This is a genomic window from Streptomyces populi (assembly GCF_002911015.1).
Classification (GTDB): Bacteria; Actinomycetota; Actinomycetes; order Streptomycetales; family Streptomycetaceae; genus Streptomyces; species Streptomyces populi.
The window spans coordinates 22,193-48,553 of sequence record NZ_KZ626902.1 but is presented as its reverse complement, the minus strand read 5'-3'; the positions used below and the strand labels follow the sequence as shown (position 1 = coordinate 48,553).

The window sequence follows — 26,361 nt, the reverse complement described above, 5'->3', positions numbered from 1 at the left end:
TGGCGTTGATTTTTGGCACGCTGTTGAGTTCTCAAGGAACGGACGCTTCCTTCGTACTCACCCTCTCGGGCTTTCCTCCGGGCGCTTCCCTTCGGTCTTGCGTTTCCGACTCTATCAGATCTTTCAGGACCTGATTTCCTCGGCGCTTTTCAGGTAATCCGCTTTCGCGTTTCCCTTTCCAGCGGCTCCGACTTTATCAGATTCTCTGAGTCGGAATTCCCGCCCCGTTCGGGACCGGCTCCGGAGCATGAGGCTTCGGGGTTCCCGTTCAGGTGGAGACGTAAACGTACTGGAGCGGAGCGCCCCGATGCAAATCGAGGAGCTCCGCTCCTGGTGGAGACCTGACCGAGGGTCAGACCTCGACGACGACCGGGAGGATCATCGGGCGCCGGCGGTAGGTGTCGGACACCCACTTGCCCAGCGTGCGGCGGATGAGCTGCTGCAGCTGATGGGGCTCCACCACGCCGTCCTGGGCCGAGCGTTCCAGGACTTCCGTGATCTTCGGGATGACGTCGGCGAAGGCCGAGTCGTCGATGCCGGAACCGCGGGCCTGGACGTGCGGGCCGCCGGTGAGCTTGCCGGTGCTGGCGTCCATCACCACGAAGACCGAGATGATGCCCTCGTCCCCGAGGATCTTGCGGTCCTTGAGCGCGGGCTCACCGACGTCGCCGACCGAGAGGCCGTCGACGTAGACGTAACCCGCCTGGACCTTGCCGGAGATCTTCGCCTTGCCCTCGACCAGGTCGACGACGACGCCGTCCTCGGCGATCACGATCCGGTCGTGCGGGACGCCGGTCAGGGCGCCCAGCTCGGCGTTGGCGCGCAGGTGGCGCCATTCGCCGTGGACCGGCATCAGGTTGCGCGGCTTGCAGATGTTGTAGAAGTACAGCAGTTCGCCCGCGGAGGCGTGGCCGGAGACGTGCACCTTGGCGTTGCCCTTGTGGACGACGTTGGCGCCCCAGCGGGTGAGGCCGTTGATGACGCGGTAGACCGCGTTCTCGTTGCCGGGGATCAGTGACGACGCCAGGATCACCGTGTCGCCCTGGACGATCCGGATCTGGTGGTCGCGGTTCGCCATGCGGGAGAGCGCGGCCATCGGCTCGCCCTGGGATCCCGTACAGACGAGGACGACCTCGTGGTCCGGGAGGTCGTCGAGCGTCTTGACGTCGACGACCAGGCCCGGCGGGACCTTCAGATAGCCGAGGTCACGTGCGATGCCCATGTTGCGGACCATCGAGCGGCCGACGAAGGCGACCCTGCGGCCGTACTCGTGGGCGGTGTCGAGGATCTGCTGGATGCGGTGCACGTGGCTGGCGAAGCTCGCCACGATGATCCGCTTGCTGGCGTTCGCGAAGACCTGGCGCAGCACGTTCTGGATGTCGCGCTCGGGCGGGACGAAGCCCGGGACCTCGGCGTTCGTGGAGTCCGAGAGGAGGAGGTCGATGCCTTCCTCGCTCAGTCGGGCGAACGCGTGCAGGTCCGTGAGGCGGCCGTCCAGCGGGAGCTGGTCCATCTTGAAGTCGCCGGTGTGGACGGCCATGCCCGCGGGGGTGCGGATGGCGACCGCGAGGGCGTCCGGGATGGAGTGGTTGACCGCGACGAACTCGCAGTCGAAGGGGCCGATGCGCTCGCGGTGGCCCTCGGCCACTTCGAGCGTGTAGGGCCGGATGCGGTGCTCCTGGAGCTTCGCCTCGATGAGCGCGAGGGTCAGCTTGGAGCCGATCAGCGGGATGTCCGGCTTCTCGCGCAGCAGGAACGGGACACCGCCGATGTGGTCCTCGTGGCCGTGCGTGAGCACGATGCCCTCGATGTCGTCGAGGCGGTCCCTGATGGACGTGAAGTCCGGCAGGATCAGGTCGATTCCGGGCTGCTCCTCCTCGGGGAAGAGCACTCCGCAGTCGACGATCAGCAGGCGGCCTCCGTACTCGAAGACCGTCATGTTCCGGCCGATCTCGCCGAGACCGCCGAGCGGGGTGACCCGCAGGCCGCCCTTCGGGAGGACCGGCGGTGCGCCGAGTTCAGGATGCGGATGACTCAAAAGACTCTCCTCACCACGCGCGCCACGTGCCTGGCAAGGCACGTGGCGCGCGTGACGTTCGTGCAGTAGCTGTTGTGTGGGGTGCGGGCCCGTGGCCCGCGGGTCAGGCGTATTCAGTTGTGAAGTCTGTGGTCAGAGCTCTACCCCGCCGGCGCCAAGATCGATCTTGAGCTGGGCGATCTCCTCGGGCGACAGTTCGACCATCGGGGCGCGGAGCGGACCGGCGGGCAGGCCCTGGAGGGCGAGCGCGGCCTTGGTCGTCATGACGCCCTGGGTGCGGAACATGCCGGTGAAGACGGGGAGCAGCTTCTGGTGGATCTCGGTGGCCTTCTGGACGTCCCCCGAGAGGTACGCGTCGAGCAGCGCGCGCAGTTCCGGGGTGACGACGTGACCGACCACGGAGACGAAGCCCACCGCGCCGACGGAGAGCAGCGGCAGGTTCAGCATGTCGTCGCCGGAGTACCAGGCGAGGCCGGAGCGGGCGATGGCCCAGCTGGCGCGGCCGAGGTCTCCCTTGGCGTCCTTGTTCGCGACGATACGCGGGTGCTCGGCGAGCCGCACCAGGGTTTCGGTGTTGATCGGTACGCCGCTGCGGCCGGGGATGTCGTAGAGCATGACCGGCAGTTCGGTCGCGTCGGCGATGGCCGAGAAGTGCCGGTACAGGCCTTCCTGCGGGGGCTTGTTGTAGTAGGGCGTCACGGTGAGCAGGCCGTGCGCGCCGGCCCGCTCGGCTTCGCGGGCCAGCTCGATGCTGTGACGGGTGTCGTTCGTGCCGACGCCGGCGACGATGTGGGCGCGGTCGCCCACCGCCTCCAGCACGGCGCGTACGAGTTCCGATTTCTCCGCGTCGCTGGTGGTCGGGGACTCACCGGTGGTGCCGTTGATGATCAGGCCGTCGTTGCCTGCGTCCACCAGGTGGGCCGCGAGACGCTGAGCGCCGTCGAGGTCGAGTCCGCCGTCCGCCGTGAAGGGCGTGACCATGGCGGTGAGGACCCGCCCGAAGGGGGTCTGCGGAGTGGAGATCGGAGCCATGGGTAATACGCTACTCGCTGCTCACCGCGTGGTCTGCCCTCGGGGGCCATGACAAAGCACGACAAAGATGGAACCCGGCACTGCCTGCTCGGGGGTTCAAGCAGTGCCGAGTCCGTTTGATCAGGCTAGATGAACTTCGCGAAATGCCGCAATACGGACACTTCCCTCGGTTGATCCGTACATCTGTGCCGGGCCGGTGCGCGGAGGCGCGTTACGGCGCCACGCGCCCGTTGGCGTTGTACGCCGCGTGTGTGAGAGGCATGAGCTCCGCCCATTCCGCCTCCATCTTCTCGGCGACCATCTCGATCTCCCGCTGGGGGAACGACGGCACCTTGGCCAGCTCGTGCTGGGTGCGCAGACCGAGGAAGTGCATCAGGGACCGGGCGTTGCACGTGGCGTACATCGAGGAGAAGAGACCCACCGGGAGGGTGGCGCGGGCGACCTCGCGGGCGACGCCGGCCGCCAGCATCTCCTGGTACGCGGCGTAGGACTGCCGGTAGGACTCCTCCATGGCCGCGGTGACGGTCTTGTGCTGCTCGGGGGTGCCCTGGACGAACTCGTACTTGCCGGGGCGTCCCTGCTGGACCAGCTTGCGGTCCTCACCGGGAACGTAGAAGACGGGCTCCAGCTCCCTGTAGCGGCCGGACTCCTCGTTGTACGACCAGCCCACGCGGTGCCGCATGAACTCGCGGAAGACGAAGATCGGAGCACTGACGAAGAAGGTCATCGAGTTGTGCTCGAAGGGGCTGCCGTGGCGGTCCCGCATCAGGTAGTTGATCAGGCCCTTGGAACGCTCCGGGTCCTTCTGCAGTTCCTCCAGCGACTGCTCGCCCGCGGTGGAGACACGGGCGGCGAACAGCACGTCGGCGTCGGAGGCCGTGTGCTTGATCAGCTCGACGGTGACATCACTGCGGAAGAGGGGCTTGAGGTCGTCGGCCGGGGTGTCGGTCACGGTGCGGAGGGTCCTTCCCATCACTGGCTCGGGCGGCGACCACTCTACGGCCCGGCACCGACAACGGGCGTTCGGTGCCGGGCCCCGACATTCATCGGCGAACTTCTGCGAATTCGGTGATTCCGGGCACCTCTTGTAGCGTTCGGCCGTCTGTATGAGTGAGAAGGGCGTGTTCGAGCGGTTCGCGTCGCTCTCCACCTGATCACCCCGGTCGCCCGGATCACCCCGTCGTCGTACCCAGCAGGTCCCCAGAGGAGAAGCACCGCCCATGTCCCTCCCCCAGCTACCGCCGGGAGGTGCCCCCAGCGCGCCCGTCCCGTTCGCCTTCACCGCCGAAGCCGACCAGTTCCGCAGCAACGTCGCTCCCCCGCCCCGCGAGCGGCCCTCCGCCGGACAGCTGGCCGGCCGGGTGCTCTTCGGCCTCACACTGATCGCCGGGCTCGCCGGGTCCCTGATCCTCGGAATGCCCGCCCTGTCACAGGATGCGCCGCCCGCGCAGACGCAGCACTCCGTGGCGTCGGACGGCCGCTGACCCTTCCGGACCCCCGAGGGTGGTGGGCCCGCAACCGGCTCGATAACCTCACCGGGCACTGCCCATGCGTGGATCGAGTGAGGATCAGTCGTGCCCCTGCCCTTTCTGACGGCGGACCGCGCCTTTGACGAGGCGGCGGAGGATGTCGCGCTGCCCTTCGACGACCGCGACCGCTGGCGGCGCCCCTACCGGCCCGGCCCCTGGCGGGTGGGCGCGGCCGCACTCGTCCTGCTCCTCTCCTCGTACGTGCTCGTCGCGGCCGTGGTCATCGCCGTCGCCGGGACGCTGTCCGGCGCCGCGGTCTGCATGGCCGTCGCCACGGCCGTCGTCCTGTGCGCGCTGCGGCTGCTGCGCATGGGGGTGTGGGTCAGTGCCCGAGGGCTGCGCCGGGTGGGCTTCTTCCTCACGCGGACGACTCCGTGGGAGCGGGTCGTGGCGGTGCGCACGGTCCAGCAGCCGGTGCGCTGGCTGGGGCTGCCGCGCACGGTTCAGGGCCAGGCCCTGACGCTGGTGAGCGCGGACCGCGCGCCCGGGGACGTGCCGCCGCTGATGACCACGCACAACGCCGACTTCCTGGCGCGCGCCGAGGCCTTCGACCGGGCGGCGGACGTCATCGAGGTGTGGGCCGACGAGTACCGCCGGGCCTGAGACATCACGGCGAAGGGGCCGGTCCGCACGATGTGCGGACCGGCCCCTTCGCCGTACGGCCCCTGATCAGGCTTCCAGCGTCCTGCCCTCGTGCAGGGCGATGGCCCTCTGCATGGCCTTGCGGGCGCGCGGGGTGTCTCGGGCGTCGTGGTAGGCGACGGCGAGGCGGAACCAGTTGCGCCAGTCGTCCGGGGCGTCCTCGGTCTCGGCCTTGCGGCGGGCGAAGACCTCGTCGGCCGAGTCGCGGTCGATGCGGCCCCCCTCGGTGCGCCGCAGCTCGTCCACGGGCAGCCCGCCCTCGGAGTCGAGCACGGCCGCGAGCCGGTTGGCCTTCCGGACGAACTGGGTGTTCTGCCAGAGGAACCAGATGCCGATGACCGGCAGGATGAGCACCGCGACACCGAAGGTGACGGTGATCAGGGTGCCGTTCTGGATGAGCAGCACGCCCCGGCTGCCGACCAGGACGAAATAGACGACCAGGACGGCGGCCGTGACGGCATAGGTGATCTTCGCGCGCATGTCTGCCGGCTAACTGTCGTACGTCCCCGGCTCAGCCGAGGTCGAGGAAGTGTTCCAGGCCGAAGGTCAGGCCCGGGGTGGTCACCACGCGGCGGGCGCCGAGCAGGATGCCCGGCATGAAGCTGCTGTGGTGGAGGGAGTCGTGGCGGATGGTCAGGGTCTCGCCCTCGCCGCCGAGCAGGACCTCCTGGTGGGCCAGGAGGCCGCGCAGCCGGATCGCGTGCACCGGGACGCCGTCGACGTCGGCGCCACGGGCGCCGTCCAGGGCGGTCACCGTGGCGTCGGGCTGCGGGGCGCTGCCCGCGCGCTCCCTGGCCGCGGCGATGAGCTGAGCGGTGCGCGTGGCGGTGCCGCTGGGGGCGTCCACCTTGTTCGGGTGGTGCAGCTCGACGACCTCGACGGACTCGAAGTACGGCGCGGCGGCCTCGGCGAACTTCATCGTCAGCACGGCCCCGATGGAGAAGTTGGGCGCGATGAGAACGCCCGTCTCCGGGGACGCGGCGAGCGAGGTGCCGAGCTGTGCGAGGCGCTCCTCGGTCCAGCCGGTGGTGCCGACCACGGCGTGGATGCCGTGCCGGACGCAGAAGTCGAGGTTGCCCATCACCGAGGCCGGGGTGGTCAGCTCGACCACGACCTGGGTACCGGCCTCGACCAGCGTCTCCAGCTTGTCGCCGCGGCTCAGCGCGGCCACCAGCTCCATGTCCTCGGCGGCCTCGACGGCTCGCACCGCCTCGGCCCCGATCCGGCCCTTGGCACCGAGGACCGCCACGCGCAGCTTGCTCATTGCTTCGTTCCTTACCGAGACGGGATTCACGCGACCGCGTCGTGCAGTCGGGAGGCCTGCTTGTCCTTGACCGGGCCGATGACCGCCAGCGAGGGCCGCTGTCCCAGGACGTCCCGGGCGACGGAGCGGACCTCGTCGGGGGTGACCGACGCTATCCGGGCGAGCATGTCGTCGACCGACATCTGCTCGCCCCAGCACAGCTCACTCTTGCCGATGCGGTTCATCAACGCGCCGGTGTCCTCCAGGCCGAGGACCGTGGATCCCTGGAGCTGGCCGATGGCACGGCCGATCTCGTCGTCCGAGAGGCCGTGCTCGGCGACCTGGTCGAGCTCGTCGCGGCAGAGCTTGAGGACGTCGTGGACCTGGTTCGGGCGGCAGCCCGCGTAGACGCCGAAGAGGCCGCAGTCGGCGAAGCCCGAGGTGTACGAGTACACGCTGTAGGCCAGGCCGCGCTTCTCGCGGACCTCCTGGAACAGGCGCGAGGACATGCCCCCGCCGAGGGCGGTGTTCAGCACACCGAGGGCCCAGCGGCGGTCGTCGGTGCGGGCCAGGCCCGGCATGCCGAGGACGACGTGGGCCTGCTCGGTCTTGCGGCCGAGGAGTTCGACGCGGCCCGCCGTGCGGATGCTGCGCCGGCCGTCGCGCGGGGCGATGGGGGCGGCCGTCGCGTTCTTGAAGGCGCCGGCCTTCTCGAAGGCGGCGCGCACCTGGCGTACGACCTTGTTGTGGTCGACGTTGCCCGCGCAGGCCACGACGAGGTGCGTCGGGTCGTAGTGCTTCTTGTAGAAGCGGCGGATGCGGTCCGCGGTGAGGGCGTTGACGGTGTTGACGGTGCCGAGGACCGGGCGGCCGAGGGGGTTGTCGCCGAACATCGTGTGCGCGAACAGGTCGTGCACGCAGTCGCCCGGGTCGTCCTCGGTCATCGCGATCTCTTCGAGGATGGCTCCTCGTTCGACGTTGACGTCGTCCTCGAGGATCAGCGAGCCGGTCAGCATGTCGCAGACGACGTCGATCGCCAGCGGCAGGTCGGTGTCGAGCACGCGCGCGTAGTAGCACGTGTACTCCTTGGCCGTGAACGCGTTCATCTCGCCGCCGACCGCGTCGATCGCCGAGGAGATGTCCAGCGCGCTGCGGCGCGAGGTGCCCTTGAAGAGCAGGTGCTCCAGGTAGTGCGTGGCGCCGTTCAGGGACGGCGTCTCGTCGCGGGAGCCCACGTGCGCCCAGATGCCGAACGTGGCGGAGCGCACCGAGGGGAGCGTCTCGGTGACGATGCGCAGGCCGCCGGGCAGGGTGGTCTTGCGGACCGTGCCGATGCCGTTCGCGCCCTTGATGAGGGTTTGGGTACGGGCGACGGCCCGCGCCTCCGAAGAGGTGCGGGCCGTCGTCGTGGAGCTACTCGACGTCACTGGTCGGTGTCGTCCTTCTTGTCGTCGTCGCCTTCGCCCTCGACCACGGGGATCAGGGAGAGCTTGCCGCGGGAGTCGATCTCGGCGATCTCGACCTGGACCTTCTGGCCCACACCGAGGACGTCCTCGACGTTCTCCACGCGCTTGCCGCCGGCGAGCTTGCGGATCTGCGAGATGTGCAGCAGACCGTCCTTGCCCGGGAGCAGCGACACGAACGCGCCGAACGTCGTCGTCTTCACGACGGTGCCCAGGTAGCGCTCGCCGACCTCCGGCATGGTCGGGTTGGCGATGCCGTTGATCGTGGCGCGGGCGGCCTCGGCGGCCGGGCCGTCGGCGGCACCGATGTAGATGGTGCCGTCGTCCTCGATCGTGATCTCGGCGCCGGTGTCCTCCTGGATCTGGTTGATCATCTTGCCCTTGGGGCCGATGACCTCACCGATCTTGTCCACGGGGATCTTGACGGTGATGATCCGCGGGGCGTTCGGGGACATCTCGTCCGGCGTGTCGATCGCTTCCATCATCACGTCGAGGATGTGGAGGCGGGCGTCGCGGGCCTGCTTGAGGGCCGCGGCCAGGACGGAGGCGGGGATGCCGTCCAGCTTGGTGTCGAGCTGGAGGGCGGTCACGAACTCCTTGGTGCCGGCGACCTTGAAGTCCATGTCGCCGAAGGCGTCCTCCGCACCGAGGATGTCGGTGAGGGCGACGTAGTGCGTCTGGCCGTCGATCTCCTGGGAGATGAGGCCCATGGCGATACCGGCGACGGCGGCCTTCAGCGGCACACCGGCGTTGAGCAGCGACATGGTGGAGGCGCAGACCGAGCCCATGGACGTCGAGCCGTTGGAGCCGAGGGCCTCGGACACCTGGCGGATCGCGTAGGGGAACTCCTCGCGGGTCGGCAGGACCGGCACGATCGCGCGCTCGGCGAGCGCGCCGTGGCCGATCTCGCGGCGCTTCGGGGAGCCGACGCGGCCCGTCTCGCCGACGGAGTACGGCGGGAAGTTGTAGTTGTGCATGTAGCGCTTGCGGGTCACCGGGGAGAGGGTGTCCAGCTGCTGCTCCATGCGGAGCATGTTGAGGGTGGTGACGCCCAGGATCTGGGTCTCGCCACGCTCGAACAGCGCCGAGCCGTGCACGCGCGGGATGGCCTCGACCTCGGCGGCCAGCGTACGGATGTCCGTGACGCCGCGGCCGTCGATGCGGACCTTGTCCTTGATGACGCGCTCGCGGACGAGCTTCTTCGTCAGCGCGCGGTACGCGGCGGAGATCTCCTTCTCGCGCCCCTCGAACTGCGGGAGCAGCTTCTCGGCGGCGATCTCCTTGACGCGGTCCAGCTCGGCCTCGCGGTCCTGCTTGCCGGCGATGGTGAGCGCCTGGGCGAGCTCGCTCTTGACCGCGGCGGTGAGGGCCTCCAGGACGTCGTCCTGGTAGTCGAGGAAGATCGGGAACTCGGCGGTCGGCTTGGCGGCCTTCGCGGCGAGGTCCGACTGCGCCTTGCACAGGACCTTGATGAAGGGCTTCGCGGCGTCGAGGCCGGCGGCCACGACCTCCTCGGTCGGCGCCTCGGCGCCACCCTTGACGAGCTGGATCGTCTTCTCGGTGGCCTCGGCCTCGACCATCATGATCGCGACGTCGCCGTCCTCGAGGACGCGACCGGCGACGACCATGTCGAAGACGGCGTCCTCGAGCTCGGTGTGCGTCGGGAACGCGACCCACTGGCCGTTGATCAGCGCGACGCGGACGCCGCCGACCGGGCCGGAGAAGGGAAGACCGGCCAGCTGGGTGGACGCGGAGGCGGCGTTGATCGCCACGACGTCGTACAGGTGGTCGGGGTTGAGCGCCATGATCGTGGCGACGACCTGGATCTCGTTGCGGAGGCCCTTCTTGAAGGACGGACGCAGCGGGCGGTCGATGAGACGGCAGGTGAGGACGGCGTCCTCGGAGGGACGACCCTCACGGCGGAAGAAGCTGCCGGGGATCTTGCCCGCGGCGTACATCCGCTCCTCGACGTCGACCGTCAGGGGGAAGAAGTCGAGCTGGTCCTTGGGCTTCTTGGAAGCGCTGGTGGCCGACAGCACCATGGTGTCGTCGTCCAGGTACGCGACGGCGGAGCCGGCGGCCTGCTTGGCCAGGCGGCCCGTCTCGAAGCGGATGGTGCGGGTGCCGAAGGAACCGTTGTCGATAACGGCCTCGGCGTAGTGGGTCTCGTTCTCCACTAGCGTTTTCTCCTCGTCTTCGTCCCGTCCTGCCCGTGTGGCAGGGGGACGGTGGCGGAGAAGCGCTCCTTCTCGTGCGGGCCGGTCTTCGATCGAAGCACCCGGGCTCTCGCGCCCGGGGGCCACTACCGAGGACCGGCGGCGATGAGGCGCGCTTCTCCTCGTTCGTTGTCGTGAGATGCCCTACCCGGCGGGTACGGCACCGTCACGCTGTGTTCGTACGTGCTGTTTCCTGCGTATTGCGTTGTGCTACTACACTACAAAGCGTCGGTGACACTCCGCACGTAGAGAGAGCGTCCGGCAGCACGTACAGCAAAAGGAGCGGCTCCCAAGAAGTGGGAACCGCTCCCTTCACGGCGTCTTACTTGGCGCCCGCAGCACCGCGGCGGATGCCCAGGCGCTCGACCAGCGTACGGAAGCGCTGGATGTCCTTCTTGGCCAGGTACTGGAGAAGGCGGCGACGCTGACCGACCAGGATCAGCAGACCACGGCGGGAGTGGTGGTCGTGCTTGTGCGTCTTGAGGTGCTCGGTCAGGTCCGAGATGCGGCGCGAGAGCATGGCGACCTGGACCTCGGGGGAGCCGGTGTCGCCCTCCTTCTGACCGAACTCGCTGATGATCTGCTTCTTCGTGGCGGCGTCGAGCGACACGCGTACTCCTCGTAGTCTCAATGTCTGCCACCGAGTGCCCCTGGTCCACTTCTCAGGGGAGCTTCCGTGACTCGGGAGGCGGGATCCGCTGGGCGCGGCCTCCAGAGCGGTGCTCCGGGGGTGCGTACACAAACGGCCGTTACACAGGGTACCAGCCTGGGCGGATACGTCTGTCCGGGTATCCGAACCTTCCCGGACGGCGCGGACCGGGCCACTAGGGTGACGGCAGAGGTCATTCGTACGTGGGGAAGGGGCCGACGGAACATGGCCGAGGAAGCGGAGAACGACGTCAGGGCGCGCAAGGAGCGGGAGAAGGACGAGCTCTACGCCCTCGACATCTCGGGCGTCGAATGGCAGAGCGCGCCGGGCACCGAGGAGCACGAGGAGCGGGTCGAGATCGCCCATCTGCCCGGGGGCGCGGTGGCCATGCGGTCCTCGCTCGACCCGGGGACGGTCCTGCGGTACACGGAGGCCGAGTGGCGGGCCTTCGTGCTGGGCGCGCGGGACGGCGAGTTCGACCTGGAGCCCGCTCCCCACGCGGGCGGTCCGGCGGAGTAGCCGACTGCCGGGAACCCGGGGCCGGTGCGGAGACGTCGACATCTCCGTGTCGGCCCTTTCGTCTGTCCGCTCCGCCCGTCCGCCTCGCGACGGTTCCCCCGTGGGAGGCACATGGACGCCGGGCGGGCGGGGAAGGCACGTGGGCGCCGGGCGGGTGGCCGTGCGACAAGTGGACGCACCGTGCCGCTGTTTGTCCGCTTTCGATGCCAATCGTGAGCGTGCGCAGGCCACTTCTGGGCAGGGTGTGCCGTAAAGGGCCGCCGCGGCCGGGTGGACGGGCCTGCCCCGTGAACAGCCATGGTGATTAGGCTGGGACCGGGCGCGACGCCTGAACCTATGGACGGGAGGCTCGCGTTATCCGGGGGGCCGGTCAATTCGGGCGGTCTCGTACGGACTTCGGGCGGCCTCGGTCGTCCGTGAACGTCAGCGGACGACAAGCAGACGGTCGGCCCTGCACGACGCGAGGGTGCTCGACCACACCAGGAGGAATTGTGAACAGCGATCGGGACGGGATCCGCGGGGGCTGGGCCACGCCCGGCGATGACCAGTCCGACGCCGAGTCCGCCGCCGAGACGACGGGCGAGTTCACCATCGACTACGCGCCGCCCGCCTGGTACACGCAGAACGCCTCGGACAGCGCCGGGGGTTCGGGGGACACGGGCGACGCGCGGGCACAGGGTGGTCCGGGTGGCTCGGAGGCTCCGGAGGACTCGGAGGACTCGGAGGAGTCCGACGGTCTCGAGGAGTCCGCGGACTCGAAGGAGGCCGAGGGCTCGAAGGAGGCCGAGGGCTCGAAGGAGGCCGAGGGCTCGAAGGAGGCCGAGGGCTCGAAGGAGGCCGAGGGCTCGAAGGAGGCCGAGGGCTCGAAGGAGGCCGAGGGCTCGAAGGAGGCCGAGGGCTCGAAGGAGTCCGAGGAGCCGCAGGAGTCGCGGGGTTCGGAGGATTCGGCGTCCGCGGGTGGCTCGTCGTCCTCGGAGGACGCGCCGGCCGTCGACGCTCCGGTGGCCGGCCCGGAGCCCGTCGCGCAGCCCCACGCCGTACAGACCCACGCGGCCGCCCCGGCTCCTGTCGCCGACGTCGTCGGCGGCCCGGCCGTTCTGCCGAGCCTTCCCGCGGGCGGATTCCAGGGGCCGTGGACGCCCGCCGCTCCCCTCGCCGCCTCCGCCACCGCTCCCGACGCGCCGGATTCCGGGAACGGGGACCTCGAGAGCGGCGCGACGATGCGGTTCTCCGCCGTCGCGCTGAAGCGTGAGATCGCCGAGCGGGCGGCCGCCGAGGACGCCGGGCCCGGGGAGGCACCCGCGGCCGGCTCCGGGGACGCGGACACGGAGACCGGGAGCACGGAGGCCGAGGACTCGGCGAGGGTCGAGGACGGCACCACCGAAGGTGACGACCAGGGCGACAGCGACGGCGACAGCGGCGCGGCACGGGGCGAGGACCGGGCCGAGACCACGGGCGCGCCCGTGACCGGGCCCGAACACGCCGATCGGTCCGGGCAGATGGCCCACGCCCGGCCGGTGGCCGCGCCCGAGCCCGTCATCGACCCCGTGCTCGCCTACCAGTCGCTGGAGGCCGCCTCCCAGTCCCGGCGCGTGACCGCGGCCGACGTACCGGTGGCGGACCGGACCGCCCCGGCCGACTCCGTCGCCGCTTCCCCGGCCTCCGGGTCCGTCGAGGAGCCGGACACCGACACGGCCGGGACCGACGGCGAGGACCGGGCCGCGGACGCCGCGGAACCCCGCCCCACGGACGACGGGGCCGGTCCGGACGCCGGTGCCCACGGCACCGACGATTTCCGGCTCCAGGGTGCCGTTCCTCAGGACGCGTCACTCCAGCCCGGCGAGCCCCAGGACCACGAGCCGCAGGACCACGAGCCGCAGGACGCGGTGCCCGTGGTCCGGCCGGAGGAGCCCGTGGGGGTGCAGGACACGCCTCCCGCCTGGGCTCCGCCGCCGCTGCCGGGGGGCGGGCTGCCGCCGCTGCCGCCCGCCTACCAGCCCGCGGCCCCCGCGTCGGCCCCCCAGTGGCCCGCCGCCACGGAGCCCGCTCCGGCCGCGCAGAGCAGGGTGCCGTACCAGGCGCCGGTACCGCAGCAGGCACCGGCACCGGCACCGGGGGCGCCTTTCCAGCCCCCGGCCGCGCAGGCACCCGCGCCCGGCCGCCCCTTCCAGCCCCCCGCTCCGGTCCCCGCGCCCGGCCAGCCGTTCCAGCCCCCGGCACCGCAGCAGCCCGCTCCGGTGCAGCAGGCCGGACCCGAGAACCCCGTGCCTGTTCCGCCGCAGGCCCAGCCCCCGGTGGCGTCGGCCCCCGCGCCCACGGCTCCCGCACCGGCCCCGCCGCAGCAGGGGAGTTACGGGTTCCCGGGGTCCGGCACCCCGGCCCCGGCGCCCGCCCCGCAGGACGGCTACGGCTTCCCGGGGCCCGGCGCACCGGCTCCGGCGGCCCCGCCCGCCCCGGCTCCGGCGGCCCCGCCCGCCCCGGCCCCCGGCTACGGGTTCCCGCAGCCGGACACCGCGCCCGGGGACCAGCAGACGGCCCACACCGCCTCGCCCCAGGGCCCGCAGGCTCCGCAAGCGGTCGCTCCGCAGGCCCCCGGCCACGGGTTCCCGCAGCAGGGCGCCCCCGCCCCGCAGCAGCAGGCACCCGCCCAGCCCGCCCCGGGCTACGGATTCCCGCAGCAGAACCCCGAGCCCCAGGACCGGCAGACGCCCCAGCCGACCGCCCCGCAGGTCCCCGGCTACGGGTTCCCGGGGCCCGCCCCGGCCGCCCCCGTGTCGGACGCCGTGCCGCCGCACGCCCCGGCCCCCGCTCCTCAGCAGGGGTACGGATTCCCGCAGCCGACGGCCGAGTCCCCCGCTCCGCAGCCCGGTTACGACCTCGCGCAGCCGCAGCAGAGTGGACAGCCGCAGCCCCCGGCACAGACCGCCCCGCCTCACCCGGCGCCGGCCCAGCAGGGGAGCGGGCAGCCACAGCCTCCGTACCAGCCGGGCCCGCCGCCCGCGCAGCAGCAGCCCGCCGCCCCCGTCGACCCGCGGACCGGTACCGCCTGGCCGCAGCCCGTGCGGCACGACCAACGGCAGCCGACCAATCCCGGTGCGGCCCCGCTCGGGTACACCGCGGCGGTGGAACTGTCGTCCGACCGGCTGCTCAACAACAAGCGGCAGAAGGCCAAGAGCGGTCGCCCGGCCGCCGCGTCGTCGCGTTTCAAGCTGGGCGGGAAGAAGGAAGAGGCCGAGCGGCAGCGGAAGCTGCAACTGATCCGGACCCCGGTGCTCTCCTGCTACCGGATCGCCGTCATCAGCCTCAAGGGCGGCGTCGGCAAGACGACCACGACCACCGCGCTCGGCTCCACGCTCGCCACCGAGCGCCAGGACAAGATCCTCGCCATCGACGCCAACCCGGACGCCGGCACGCTCGGCCGCCGGGTGCGTCGCGAGACCGGCGCCACCATCCGTGACCTCGTCCAGGCGATCCCGTACATCAACTCGTACATGGACATCCGGCGGTTCACCTCCCAGGCGCCCTCCGGACTGGAGATCATCGCCAATGACGTCGACCCCGCCGTGTCCACGGCCTTCAACGACGAGGACTACCGGCGCGCGATCGACGTCCTGGGCAAGCAGTACCCGATCATCCTGACCGACTCCGGCACGGGTCTGCTGTACAGCGCCATGCGCGGGGTGCTCGACCTCGCCGACCAGCTCATCATCATCTCGACGCCGTCGGTGGACGGGGCGAGCAGCGCCAGTACGACGCTGGACTGGCTGTCGGCGCACGGCTACGCGGACCTCGTCGCGCGGTCGATCACCGTCATCTCCGGAGTCCGCGAGACCGGCAAGATGATCAAGGTGGACGACATCGTCAGCCACTTCGAGACGCGCTGCCGCGGTGTCGTGGTCGTGCCGTTCGACGAGCACCTGTCCGCGGGCGCCGAGGTCGATCTCGACATGATGCGGCCCAAGGTGCGCGAGGCGTACTTCAACCTGTCCGCGCTGGTCGCCGAGGACTTCGCGCGGCACCAACAGTCGCACGGACTGTGGACCAACGACGGCAACCCGCCGCCGGTGGCCGCGCCGCCCATGCCGGGTCAGTACGTCCCGGGTCAGCGGGTTCCCGGGCACCACGCTCCCGGACAGCAGGTGCCGACGGCGCCCGCGCCGGGTCAGGCTCCGTACCAGCCGCAGCCCGGACAGCCGTACGCCCAGCCGGGACAGCCCTACCCGCCGCAGCCCGGTCAGCCCTACCCGCCGCAGCCCGGTCAGTCCTATCCGCAGGCGCCGGCGCAGGGACACCCGCAGCAGCCGCAGCCGCAGCCGGGGCAGCAGTTCCAGCCCGGTCAGCCCCACCCGCCGCACCAGGGGCAGACCCCGCCGCCTCCGGCGCCCCCGCAGCAGTAGCGGCGGCCGGCTCCGCCGAGGGGCCGGGCGCCGGAGAACCGCGAAGACCCGCACCGTTCACGGACGGTGCGGGTCTTCGTGTGCCGGAGCGGAGTCGGAACGGGAAGGGCTGGGAAGGACCGGGAACGACCGGGAGGGTCTACTCCCCGTCGTACGCCTCGATCAGTTCCCGTGAGCGCTTCACGTCGTCGCCGATCGCCACCAGCAGGGCCTCGATGGAGTCGAACCTGGCCTGGCCGCGGACGAAGGCGAGGAAGTCGACGGCGACGTGCAGACCGTAGAGGTCGAGGCCGACACGGTCGATGGCGTACGCCTCCACCGTGCGCTCGGTGCCGTCGAACTGCGGGTTCGTGCCCACGGAGATCGCGGCGGGCATGGCCTCGCCCTGGGCGTGCAGCCAGCCGGCGTAGACGCCGTCGGCGGGGATCGCGGTGTGCGGGAGGGTCTCCACGTTCGCCGTGGGGAAACCGAGCTCGCGGCCGCGCTGGGCACCGCGGACGACGACGCCCTCGACCCGGTGCGGCCGTCCGAGGATCTCGCGCGCTCCCTCGACGTCGCCCTCGGCGACCAGGCGCCGGGTGAGGGTCGAGGAGAACGGCTCGCCGCCGCCCGCCTCGCCGGACACGAAGAGGTCGACGACCTCGACCTCGAAGTCGTACGTCTCCCCCTGCTCACGCAGGAAGTCGACGTTGCCCGCGGCCCTGTGGCCGAAGCGGAAGTTGGGGCCCTCCACGACCGCCTTGGCGTGCAGCTTGTCGACGAGCACCTTCACCACGAAGTCGGCGGGCGACAGCTTCGAGAACTCGGTGGTGAACGGCAGGATGAGCAGGGCGTCCACGCCGAGTTCGGCCATCAGTTCGGCGCGGCGGTGGTGCGGGGCGAGCAACGGGGGGTGGCTGCCGGGGCGGACCACCTCGCTGGGGTGCGGGTCGAAGGTGACCACGACGGAGGGGACGCCCAGCTCGCGGGCGCGGTCCACGGCATGCCGGATGATCAGCTGGTGTCCGCGGTGCACCCCGTCGTAGGAACCGATGGTGACGACGCTGCGCCCCCAGTCCTCGGGGATGTCCTCCAAGCCACGCCAGCGCTGCACTGTGACCGCTCCTTGTCGAACCCGTGTCCGTGATTGCCTTATTCGCAGCTCTAAGGGTGCCATGCCGTGCGCTCTCGGCTTGCATCGGCATCGGGCTGTGACCGATCGCTCAGCGCCGTGGAACGCGGCGCCGAGTTCGACGGGGTGCGCGGTGCCGGACCCGACGCGGGGTCCGGCGTGGCGCGCGACGGGGGTCCGGTGCGGTGCGGGGGCCGGTTGTACGCGGGCGTGGTTCAGGCGGGAGCCCTCGCCCCGGCCAGGTCCTCGATCGTGTGGCGGGTGCCGGGGCCGACCAGGACGGACCACTCCCCGGGGGTGCCGGTGACCCAGCGGGCCACCAGGGTGGCGAAGCCCGGAACACGCCGGGCCAGGTCGGCCAGGCCCCGGTCGAAGGCGAGGGCCCCGGCCGGTGTGCGGGCGAGGAGGAGTCCGACGCGCCGCACCAGCTCGCGGGTGGGTGCCTCGCCCCTGCGGTCGAGGCCGTCGGCGGCGGCCCTCAGCACGGTGCCGAGAACGGCCGGGTCCCGCTCGTGCGCCAGCAGCAGATCGAGCAGCTCGCGCCGCAGCGGGTCCGACGCCTTGTCCCCCGGCTCCGCGAGGATCTGGGCGAGTGCCGTCCGCACCGGTGTGCCTCCGCTCTCCAGCAGACCGCTGACCAGGGGGAACAGCATTCCTTGGCGGGCTTTTCCGTGGTCGATGCGCCGGTCCACGTCCGCGGCCATGTACGCGGCGACCCCGGGCCACAGCTCCACGGTCTCCCGCACCAGCGCGGCGACAGGGCGGGCCAGCGCGGGGGTGGTGACGTCGGCGAGGGCGCTCAGCAGTTCGGCCGTGTCGGGACCGAGCCGCCGCAGTCGGTCGCGGAAGGCGGCGAGCACGGGCTCCGGGTCGGTGGTGAGCGCGGCGGCCAGCGCGTTCGGGGGCAGCCGGGAGTCGTCGGCCGCGAAGTGCTCCAGGGCCCGCGGCAGACAGCGGGCACGCGTGAGCGGGTCCTGCACGAGGATGCCGAGCGCTCCGCCGTGCGGCGCCTGGTCGGCGGGACGGGCGAGCAGGATGAGGGCGGCGTGACGCAACAGCTCGCGGTCGGCCGGGGTGGCCGCGAACGGTGCCGCCCGCAGCCCGTGGGTGACCGCCGCCGCCCACCGTGCCGGCCGTTCGTCCCGCGCCCACCGGTCGACCGCCCGGCACACGGCCGACGGCTCCTCCTCGGCCAGCACGGCCAGCAGTTCGTCGCCCCGCTGGTGCGCTCCGGCCAGCAGTGCCTCGGTCAGGTCGTCGGGGGCACGCCGCCGGTGTGCGTACAGCAGTGCCTGCGCGGCCGTCGCCACGGTCGCGTCCGGTGTCGCGGGGAGGGGCCGCTCGTCGTCGAACCAGCCGGTGAGATGGCGGTGCACGGCGATGGGGTCGGCGGCGAGGAGGCGGGAGACGGTGTCGAGATGACGTGGGGCGGCGAGGGCCTCATCGTGATGCGGGGGCTCGGCCGCCGGGACCCGGCGGGGGTCGGCGGCCACCAGACGCCTGAGCAGGTCGAAGCGTTCCGCGTCCGGGACGGGCAGCGCCACCCAGAAGGCCGGACCGAACTCCGCCGGTACGGCCCTGCCCTGCCGCCGCCACTCCACGATCCGCTCGGTGAGCAGCCGCAGCGTGCTGATGTACGGGGTCGCGTCGGGCACGCGGAGCAGGACGGTGGCGCAGAGACGGGTGGCCCACCAGAGGGGGTCGCCCGGCGAGGCGGCCGGCCGGGTGTCGTGGGCGGCGGCGAGCCGTTCGGGTGCCTCGGGCAGCAGATCGTCGACCGCGTGGACGAGGTCCTCCAGACGGAAGGCCAGTTCGGCGGTGGCCTGTCGGCGGGCCGGCAGGAGCAGGGCCTCGACGACGGGACCGATCCTGTGCCGGGGGACGGGGAGGGTGTCCGCCCCGGAGGCGAGGTTCCCGGAGCCGTGGGTCCCGGTGTCGGGCGAGGCGGACCGGCCGCGGCGGGCGGGCCGGCGGCCGGGGGCCGTGCTCTCCGCGCGCCCGGAGCCGGTGCCGGGTGTGCCGCGCCCGCGGTGGACCAGGCTGTCCAGCGCCGGGTCCAGGTCGAGGTGGGCGCCCTGGATCCAGTCGGCGAGTTCCTCGTGGACGAAGCGGTAACCGTCGCCGGCGGGGACGAGGAGGCCTTCGGTGAGGACGGCGGACGCCCAGCCGGTGATGCCCGCGAGGCGTCCCCGGGCGGGGCCCCAGGGGAAGACGTCCTCGAAGGCGGCCCGGTCCAGTTGGCCCTGTCCGGGGCCCAGGCAGCGCCGGGCGGCTTCGTGCACCTGGCCGGAGACACGGGCGGCGAGCCGGCGCACGGCGGTGCCGCCCAGTCCGTTCGCGGCGGCGAGCCGGACCGCGACGCGCAGGCACATGAGGTCGAGGTGGGCGGCGAACACGTCGTCGCGGTCGAGTTGTCCGGCCGGCAGGTCCACGGGCGCGGCCCTCACCTCGGAGAGCAGCCACAGCACCAGGGGGTGGCGGGCGTCGGCCGGCACGAGGGCCCCTTCCGGGATCCCGGCCCGGGCCCGCGCCCGCCGCCCCTCCTTCTCGGTCAGGTCACCGAGCGGCAGACAGGCGGGCAGGGCCCCGTCCGTGGCCGGGAGCGGCCGCCCTCCGGCATCCGGCGCCGGTTCCCGGCCCGCTTCCGCCGGCATCCGCACGTTCCGGTGGGCGGCCACCGGGCCGCCGAGTTCCTCCACCGGGCGACGCCAGGCGTCCGACGGCGGCTGTCCGGTCTCGTCCGGTGTCCACCACTCTCCCCGGTGGGCCGTCGGGCGGTGCAGCAGCGGCACCGGGAATTCCGCCCCGGCCCGTTCCCAGTACTCCGCCCGGCAGCCGACCACGAGCCGGGTGCCGGTCTCCGTCAGCCAGGCGGCCGTCTCCCCGGTCCAGGCCGGGAGGCGGTGGGCGAGTTCGGGGGGCATCTCCTCGGGGCCGTCGAGGAGGAGCAGCAGGGGACGGCCCGCGGCGCGGGCGGGGACGGCCAGGCGGTCCGGCGCGATGTCGCCGAGTTCGCCGCCGTACCCCTCGGGGGGCAGGACGCTCGTCTCGGCCCGGGACCGCCGCGCGGCCGCCGTCCCGGTCTCCCCGGGGCCGCGCCGGGACGCGGCCACGATCCGTCCGGCGCGCTCCAGGGCACGCGTCGCCGCGTCCGCCACCGAGGTGTCGTCGGCGCGGAGGTCGGCGCCGCGCAGCCACAGGGTGGGAGCCGGTTCGGGGCGGTAGAGGCGGCGGGCGGCGAGGGCGGCCAGTTCCGTCGTACGGCCGCTTCCGGGCGGGCCGACGAGTCCGAGGACGAGGGCCGGGCCACTCTCGAAGGCCGCGAACTCCCTGACCACACCGGCCCGTTCGACGATCCCGGGGTACGCGCCCGCGGCCGCGGGCGGGACCGGTGGACGGGGTCCGTCCGAGCCGACCGAGGTCGCGGTGAGTTCCAGCGCGCCCGCGAGGTTCAGATCGGCGCCGTAGGCGGGCACGGTGGCCGCGTTGCGGGCCAGCAGCTCGGCGAGCGGCCCCGCGGCGCTCCGCAGGGGGACGGCGAAGCCGGGCACCCGACGGCCCGCCGGGTCCTCCCCCGGCCCGGCGCCGTCCGGGGTGCGGGCGGACAGGGCGGTGCCGATGACGGCCACCACGGCGCCGGTGCCGGCGTCGAGGACCGGTCCCCCGGCCGCTCCGCCGCCGGGCCTGAGCGCGTCGGCGCCCGCCGTTCCGATCGCCAACTCCAGTGCGTCGCCGAGGAGATGGGTGCGGCCGACGGCCGCGTGGGTCACGGCGGAGGAACCCAGCACGCGCGCCTCGCGCCAGCCGCCCGCGGCGAGCCTGACGTACGTGCCGGTCGCGACGTGGTCCCGCACGGTGACGGGGAGCGGGACGAGACCGAGGCCTTCGGTGCGTACGAGGGCCAGACCGAGCTCGGGCAGCGGGGTGACGGCGTCGGCGCCCAGCACGCAGGTGCGGTCGCCGGGGGCGTGCAGGACGAACCGGTCCAGGCCGTCGACCGCCTCGTGAGCGGTGATCACGGTGCCGTGGTGATCGGCCGCGAAACCCGTGCCGCGCGGACGGCCCGCCGGATCACAGACGCGTACGAGGGCGTCGTCCCCCGCCCGTCCGGCACCGTCCGCCGCCTCTTCGTTCCCGGTCCGCGGGCCTCGCCCCGCCATACTCGAACCTCCCCGCCGTGCTCCTTGATCCGACGGTAGGGGCGAGTTGATCAGCGGGACAGATCGTGAGGGAAAAGCGCCCCCTTCTACTCCCCTGGTTCACTCCGAGCGCCCGCCCGATGGGGTGAATACGGCAGGTCGGATGGATACACCCTTGGGTGGGGGAACCGAGGGGGGACCGTCGAGCGGCGGGCACGAGGCCCCGTTCCCGCCGCTCCACGGGCGTGTGTCCGCCCGGCCGCGCGCCCCGCTGGGGCGCGCGGTGCTCAGGCGAAGACGGCCAGGCTCTTAGCCTTGCCCTTCTGTTCCTCCACCAGCGCGAGGAACTGGCCCTCGGGACCGAAGACCGCCACGGTGCCCTCGCCCGCGTACTCGTCGGGCATCTCGAGCCGGACGCCGTTGAGCAGCAGCCGGGCCCGCTTGGAGTCCACGTCCCAGCGCGGGAACGCGGCCGCGGCCGCCTCCGCGAGCGGCATCACCGTCAGCTCCTCCTGGAGCTGGTCGAGGGTGCGCGCGGAGTCCAGCTTGTAGGGGCCGACGCGGGTGCGGCGCAGGGCCGTGAGGTGACCGCCGACGCCCAGGTCCGCGCCGAGGTCGCGGGCGATCGCCCGGATGTACGTCCCGGACGAGCAGACGACGGAGACGACGAGGTCGAGCACCGGGGTGCCGTCCTCGGCGACCGCGTCACGGATGTCGTACACCGTGAACGACGAGATGGTCACCGGGCGGGCCGGGATCTCGAACTCCTCGCCCTCGCGCGCCCTCTTGTACGAGCGCACTCCGTCGATCTTGATGGCGCTGACCTTGGACGGCACCTGCATGATGGCGCCGGTCAGCTTGGCCACCCCGGCGTCGATCGCGTCGCGCTTGACGCCGGAGGCGTCCGTGGAGGAGGTGATCTCGCCCTCGGCGTCGTCGGTCAGCGTGTTCTGGCCGAGCCGGATCGTGCCGAGGTACTCCTTCTCGGTGAGCGCGAGGTGCCCGAGGAGCTTGGTGGCCTTCTCGACGCCGAGGACGAGAACGCCCGTCGCCATGGGGTCGAGGGTGCCGGCGTGGCCGACCCGGCGGGTCCTGGCGATCCCGCGCATCTTGGCGACCACGTCGTGCGAGGTGAAGCCCGACGGCTTGTCGACGATGACAAGCCCGTCGGGCGTTTTGGTCTTCTGCGTCATCGAGCCGAGTCGTCCTCGTCGTCCTCGCCCGGCTTCTTGTACGGGTCCGCGTCGCCCGCGAAGGCCGCGCCGGCCGAGACCTCGCGCACCTTCGCGTCCGAGGCCCGTGCCTTGTCGAGCAGGTCCTCGATGGTCCTGGCGGTGTCCGGGAGGGCGTCCGCGACGAACGTCAGCGTCGGCGTGAACTTCACGCCCGCCGCCGCGCCGACGGCCGAGCGGAGCACGCCCTTGGCGCTCTCCAGGCCCGCGGCCGCCTCGGCGCGCGTCTCGTCGTCCCCGTACACCGTGTAGAAGACGGTGGCCTCCCGGAGGTCCCCGGTGACCCGGGTGTCCGTGATGGTGACGTGAGTGCCGAGCCGCGGGTCCTTGATCCCGCGCTGCAGCTTCTGGGCCACCACCTCTCGGATGAGGTCCGCCAGCCTCTTCGCCCGCGCGTTGTCGGCCACTGGTCCGTCTCCTTCTTCGCCTTGCGTGTTGCGTCGGTCTTCGTCAGTCTTCGTCGCTGTGGAGCCTGCGTCGTACCGACAGCAGTTCCACCTCCGGCCGCCCCGCGACCAGCCGTTCGCACCGGTCCAGTACGTCGGTCAGGTGCCGGTGGTCCCCGGAGACCACCGCCAGGCCGATCTCCGCCCTGCGGTGAAGGTCCTGGTTGCCCGTCTCGGCGGCACTCACCGCGTACTTCCGCTGGAGTTCGGCGACGATCGGCCGGACGAGAGAGCGTTTCTCCTTGAGCGAGTGAACGTCGCCGAGGAGCAGATCGAAGGACAGCGTCCCCACATACATGTGTAACCGGATGTCCCGCCGGTACGGGGTAGACGGCCTGCCAATGCGCTTGGCAGGGACATCAGAACCGTACAACGAACCGTCGGCCCGCTCGACGGGGTTTCCGGGCCCCGGCCGTACGCCGGGCGGGTGACCGCCACCCCGGCCGGCCGTGGGGCCGGTTGGGGCCGGTCACGCGATTCCCCGCGCCCCGGGGAGGGACGCGGGGAATCGCGTGGTCTCGCAAAAGCCAGGCTGGCCGGCGGTGACTGCTCACCGCCGGCCAGCCTGGGAACCGCTTTACGAGCGCGGCTTCTCGCGCATCTCGTACGTCGCGATGACGTCGTCGACCTTGATGTCGTTGAAGTTTCCGAGGTTGATACCACCCTCGAAGCCTTCGCGGATCTCGGTGACGTCGTCCTTGAAGCGACGCAGACCGGAGATGTTGAGGTTCTCCGCGATGACCTTGCCGTCGCGGATGAGGCGCGCCTTGGTGTTGCGCTTGACCTCGCCCGAGCGGACCAGGACACCGGCGATGTTGCCCAGCTTGGACGACTTGAAGACCTCGCGGATCTCCGCCGTGCCGAGCTCGACCTCCTCGTACTCCGGCTTGAGCATGCCCTTGAGGGCCGCCTCGATCTCCTCGATGGCCTGGTAGATCACCGAGTAGTACCGGACGTCGACGCCCTCGCGCTCCGCCATCTGCTGCGCACGGCCGGCTGCCCGGACGTTGAAGCCGATGACGATGGCGTCGGAGCCGGTCGCCAGGTTGATGTCGGACTCGGTGACCGCACCCACACCGCGGTGCAGGACGCGGATGTCGACCTCGTCGCCGACGTCGAGCTGGAGCAGCGAGGACTCGAGGGCCTCCACCGAACCGGACGCGTCGCCCTTGATGATGAGGTTGAGTTCCTGCACCAGACCGGCCTTGAGGGCCTCGTCCAGGTTCTCCAGGGAGAACCGGACACCCCGGCGGGCGAAGTTGGCGTTGCGCTCGCGCGCCGCGCGCTTCTCGGCGATCTGACGGGCCGTGCGGTCCTCGTCGACGACGAGGAAGTTGTCGCCGGCGCCCGGGACGTTGGTGAGACCGAGGACGAGGACCGGGGTCGAGGGACCCGCCTCCTCCACGTTCTCGCCCTTGTCGTCGAGCATCGCGCGGACACGGCCGTACGCGTCGCCGACCACCATGGTGTCGCCGACCCGCAGGGTGCCTCGCTGGACCAGGACGGTCGCGACGGCACCGCGGCCGCGGTCGAGGTGGGACTCGATCGCAATACCCTGCGCGTCCTGCTCCGGGTTGGCCCGCAGGTCGAGCGAGGCGTCCGCGGTCAGGACCACGGCCTCGAGCAGCTGGTCGATGTTCAGACCCTGCTTGGCGGAGATGTCGACGAACATCGTGTCGCCGCCGTACTCCTCGGCCACCAGACCGAACTCGGTGAGCTGACCGCGCACCTTGGTCGGGTCGGCACCCTCGACGTCGATCTTGTTGACCGCGACCACGATCGGCACGTCGGCCGCCTTGGCGTGGTTCAGCGCCTCGATCGTCTGGGGCATCACACCGTCGTTGGCCGCCACCACGAGGATCGCGATGTCGGTCGACTTGGCACCACGGGCACGCATGGCGGTGAACGCCTCGTGACCCGGGGTGTCGATGAAGGTGATCCTGCGCTCTTCGTCGTTGACCGAGGTCGTGACCTGGTAAGCACCGATGTGCTGGGTGATACCGCCGGCCTCGCCCGCGACGACGTTCGTCTTGCGGATGGTGTCGAGGAGGCGGGTCTTACCGTGGTCGACGTGACCCATGACGGTCACGACCGGCGGACGCGCGACGAGGAACTCCTCGCCACCCTCGTCCTCGCCGAACTCGATGTCGAAGGACTCGAGCAGCTCGCGGTCCTCCTCCTCCGGGCTGACGATCTCGACGACATAGTTCATCTCGCCGGCGAGCAGCTGGAGGGTCTCGTCGGAGACGGACTGCGTGGCAGTGACCATCTCGCCGAGGTTCATCATCACGGCGACGAGCGACGCCGGGTTGGCGTTGATCTTCTCCGCGAAGTCGGTGAGGGAGGCACCGCGCGACAGGCGGACGCTCTGTCCGTTGCCGCGAGGCAGCATCACGCCGCCGACCGACGGGGCCTGCATGGCCTCGTACTCCTGGCGCCTCTGCCGCTTCGACTTGCGGCCACGACGCGCCGGACCGCCGGGACGGCCGAACGCACCCTGCGTGCCACCACGGCCACCGGGACCACCCGGACGACCGCCGAAGCCGGGACGACCGCCGCCGCCACCGGGACCACCGGGACGACCGGCGAAACCGCCGCCACCGCCACCGGGACCGGCCGGACGACCGGCGAAGCCGGGACGACCGCCGCCACCGGGACCACCGGGACGACCGCCTGCACCGGGACCACGGCCACCGGGGCCGCCGCCGGGACGCGGGCTGCCCGCGGCCGGACGCTGCGGCATCATGCCGGGGTTCGGGCGGTTACCGCCCGGACCGCCACCGGGACGCGGGGCCTGCGGACGGGGCATGCCGCCCGGGGTGGGACGGGCACCACCCGGACCGCCCTGCGGACGCGGAGCGCCGCCGGGACCGCCCTGGGGACGGGGAGCACGGTCCTGGCCGCCCGGTCCCTGGGGACGCGGACCACCGGGAGCACCCGCGCCGCCACCGGGGCCGGGACGGGCACCGCCCGGACGGGGCGCCTGCGGGCGCGCCATGCCGGTGGAGCCGCCGGAGGTGAACGGGTTGTTGCCCGGACGGGGACCGGCCGGACGGGCACCCGGACGCGGAGCCTGGCCGCCCGGACGCGGGGCGCCCTGACGGTCGCCGCGCTCGGGACGGTCACCACGGCCCTGGCCGCCCTGGCCGGGACCGGCCGGACGGGCACCGGGACGCGGGGCCTGGCCGCCCGGACGCGGAGCGCCGGGACGGGGACCCGCGGCGGGGGCCGAGGGGGTCTGCGGCGCGGCCGGCGCCGACGGGGGCGCGGTGAACTCGGGCGCCGCCGGGGCCGGAGCCGCCGGAGCGGGCCTCGGGGCCGGCTTGGGACCCGGAGTCGGGCGCGGGCCCGGGGTCGCCGGGGTCACCGGACCGCCCGCGGGCTTCTCGGCCACGGCCGGCTTCGGGGCCGCCGGGCGCGGGGCGGCCGGACGGGCAGCCTGCGTCGGGGAGGGGGCGCCCGGCTTGGCCGGGGCAGCCTTGCGGGGGGCGGGCTTGCCGCCACCGTTGCCCTGCTGGAGGGCATCTGTCAGTTTGCGTACGACGGGCGCCTCGATCGTCGAGGACGCCGAACGGACGAATTCACCGAGTTCTTGGAGCTTGGCCATGACGACCTTGCTCTCCACGCCGAACTCCTTGGCGAGTTCGTATACCCGGACCTTAGCCACTTCGCTCCTTTTAGGTCCGGGTCTGCGTCCGGACCGTC

At 72.1% G+C, this 26,361-nt stretch carries 18 protein-coding genes; 4 read left to right on the top strand and 14 right to left on the bottom strand.

Annotated features, from left to right (window positions below; translation table 11 throughout):
• Positions 1-352 precede the first annotated feature (352 nt).
• The 3 genes from CW362_RS27415 to thyX all read right to left on the bottom strand — a co-directional run bounded on the left by CW362_RS27415 (position 353) and on the right by thyX (position 4,022).
• On the bottom strand, positions 353-2,038 hold the full coding sequence (locus tag CW362_RS27415; RefSeq protein ID WP_103552231.1) for a ribonuclease J: 1,686 nt from the start codon (positions 2,036-2,038) through the stop codon (positions 353-355).
• 132 nt (positions 2,039-2,170) lie between these two features.
• Entirely contained in the window at positions 2,171-3,070 is a 900-nt protein-coding gene (gene dapA / locus CW362_RS27410) for a 4-hydroxy-tetrahydrodipicolinate synthase (RefSeq protein ID WP_103552230.1), read from the bottom strand.
• A gap of 211 nt (positions 3,071-3,281) precedes the next feature.
• Entirely contained in the window at positions 3,282-4,022 is a 741-nt protein-coding gene (gene thyX, locus CW362_RS27405) for an FAD-dependent thymidylate synthase (protein WP_103552234.1), read from the bottom strand.
• A gap of 268 nt (positions 4,023-4,290) precedes the next feature.
• Between thyX and CW362_RS27400 the strand changes: the two genes are divergently transcribed.
• Both CW362_RS27400 and CW362_RS27395 read left to right on the top strand, forming a co-directional pair.
• On the top strand, positions 4,291-4,554 hold the full coding sequence (locus tag CW362_RS27400) for a hypothetical protein (RefSeq protein WP_103552229.1): 264 nt from the start codon (positions 4,291-4,293) through the stop codon (positions 4,552-4,554).
• Positions 4,555-4,644: 90 nt separating this feature from the next.
• Complete coding sequence (locus CW362_RS27395; RefSeq protein WP_103552228.1) at positions 4,645-5,202, top strand: hypothetical protein; 558 nt, start codon at positions 4,645-4,647, stop codon at positions 5,200-5,202.
• Positions 5,203-5,268: 66 nt separating this feature from the next.
• On the opposite strand, the gene CW362_RS27390 is transcribed toward CW362_RS27395, so the two are convergent.
• The 5 genes from CW362_RS27390 to rpsO form a co-directional block, all read right to left on the bottom strand.
• Entirely contained in the window at positions 5,269-5,721 is a 453-nt protein-coding gene (locus tag CW362_RS27390) for a tetratricopeptide repeat protein (protein ID WP_103552227.1), read from the bottom strand.
• A 31-nt stretch (positions 5,722-5,752) separates the two neighbouring features.
• Complete coding sequence (gene dapB, locus CW362_RS27385; protein ID WP_103552226.1) at positions 5,753-6,505, bottom strand: 4-hydroxy-tetrahydrodipicolinate reductase; 753 nt, start codon at positions 6,503-6,505, stop codon at positions 5,753-5,755.
• Between the two features lie 26 nt (positions 6,506-6,531).
• Positions 6,532-7,911 carry a M16 family metallopeptidase gene (locus tag CW362_RS27380; protein WP_103552225.1) on the bottom strand — a complete coding sequence of 460 codons (1,380 nt, stop codon included), beginning with the start codon at positions 7,909-7,911 and terminating at the stop codon, positions 6,532-6,534.
• A complete protein-coding gene (locus CW362_RS27375) occupies positions 7,908-10,124 on the bottom strand; it encodes a polyribonucleotide nucleotidyltransferase (protein WP_103552224.1) in 2,217 nt (738 codons plus the stop codon). The genes CW362_RS27380 and CW362_RS27375 overlap by 4 nt, the downstream gene beginning before the upstream one ends.
• 361 nt (positions 10,125-10,485) lie before the next feature.
• The gene (gene rpsO / locus CW362_RS27370) at positions 10,486-10,773 is read right to left on the bottom strand and encodes a 30S ribosomal protein S15 (RefSeq protein WP_103552223.1); all 288 of its coding nucleotides are present in this window, start codon (positions 10,771-10,773) and stop codon (positions 10,486-10,488) included.
• A 264-nt stretch (positions 10,774-11,037) separates the two neighbouring features.
• On the opposite strand from rpsO, the gene CW362_RS27365 reads away from it, so the two are divergent.
• Positions 11,038-11,331: a DUF397 domain-containing protein gene (locus CW362_RS27365; RefSeq protein WP_103552222.1), complete on the top strand. Its 294-nt coding sequence runs from the start codon at positions 11,038-11,040 to the stop codon at positions 11,329-11,331.
• 491 nt (positions 11,332-11,822) lie between these two features.
• Positions 11,823-15,728 (top strand): SCO5717 family growth-regulating ATPase, encoded by a 3,906-nt coding sequence (locus CW362_RS27360; RefSeq protein ID WP_276313702.1) that lies wholly within the window; start codon positions 11,823-11,825, stop codon positions 15,726-15,728.
• A 139-nt stretch (positions 15,729-15,867) separates the two neighbouring features.
• On the opposite strand, the gene CW362_RS27355 is transcribed toward CW362_RS27360, so the two are convergent.
• The 6 genes from CW362_RS27355 to infB form a co-directional block, all read right to left on the bottom strand.
• The gene (locus CW362_RS27355; protein WP_103552221.1) at positions 15,868-16,821 is read right to left on the bottom strand and encodes a bifunctional riboflavin kinase/FAD synthetase; all 954 of its coding nucleotides are present in this window, start codon (positions 16,819-16,821) and stop codon (positions 15,868-15,870) included.
• A gap of 233 nt (positions 16,822-17,054) precedes the next feature.
• Positions 17,055-20,999: a hypothetical protein gene (locus CW362_RS27350; protein ID WP_103552220.1), complete on the bottom strand. Its 3,945-nt coding sequence runs from the start codon at positions 20,997-20,999 to the stop codon at positions 17,055-17,057.
• A 266-nt stretch (positions 21,000-21,265) separates the two neighbouring features.
• Positions 21,266-22,171 carry a tRNA pseudouridine(55) synthase TruB gene (truB, locus tag CW362_RS27345; RefSeq protein ID WP_103552219.1) on the bottom strand — a complete coding sequence of 302 codons (906 nt, stop codon included), beginning with the start codon at positions 22,169-22,171 and terminating at the stop codon, positions 21,266-21,268.
• Entirely contained in the window at positions 22,168-22,617 is a 450-nt protein-coding gene (gene rbfA, locus CW362_RS27340) for a 30S ribosome-binding factor RbfA (RefSeq protein ID WP_103552218.1), read from the bottom strand. The genes truB and rbfA overlap by 4 nt, the downstream gene beginning before the upstream one ends.
• Before the next feature lie 43 nt (positions 22,618-22,660).
• Positions 22,661-22,954 (bottom strand): DUF503 domain-containing protein, encoded by a 294-nt coding sequence (locus CW362_RS27335; RefSeq protein ID WP_103552217.1) that lies wholly within the window; start codon positions 22,952-22,954, stop codon positions 22,661-22,663.
• Positions 22,955-23,233: 279 nt separating this feature from the next.
• Positions 23,234-26,323 carry a translation initiation factor IF-2 gene (gene infB, locus CW362_RS27330; RefSeq protein ID WP_103552216.1) on the bottom strand — a complete coding sequence of 1,030 codons (3,090 nt, stop codon included), beginning with the start codon at positions 26,321-26,323 and terminating at the stop codon, positions 23,234-23,236.
• Positions 26,324-26,361 lie beyond the last annotated feature (38 nt).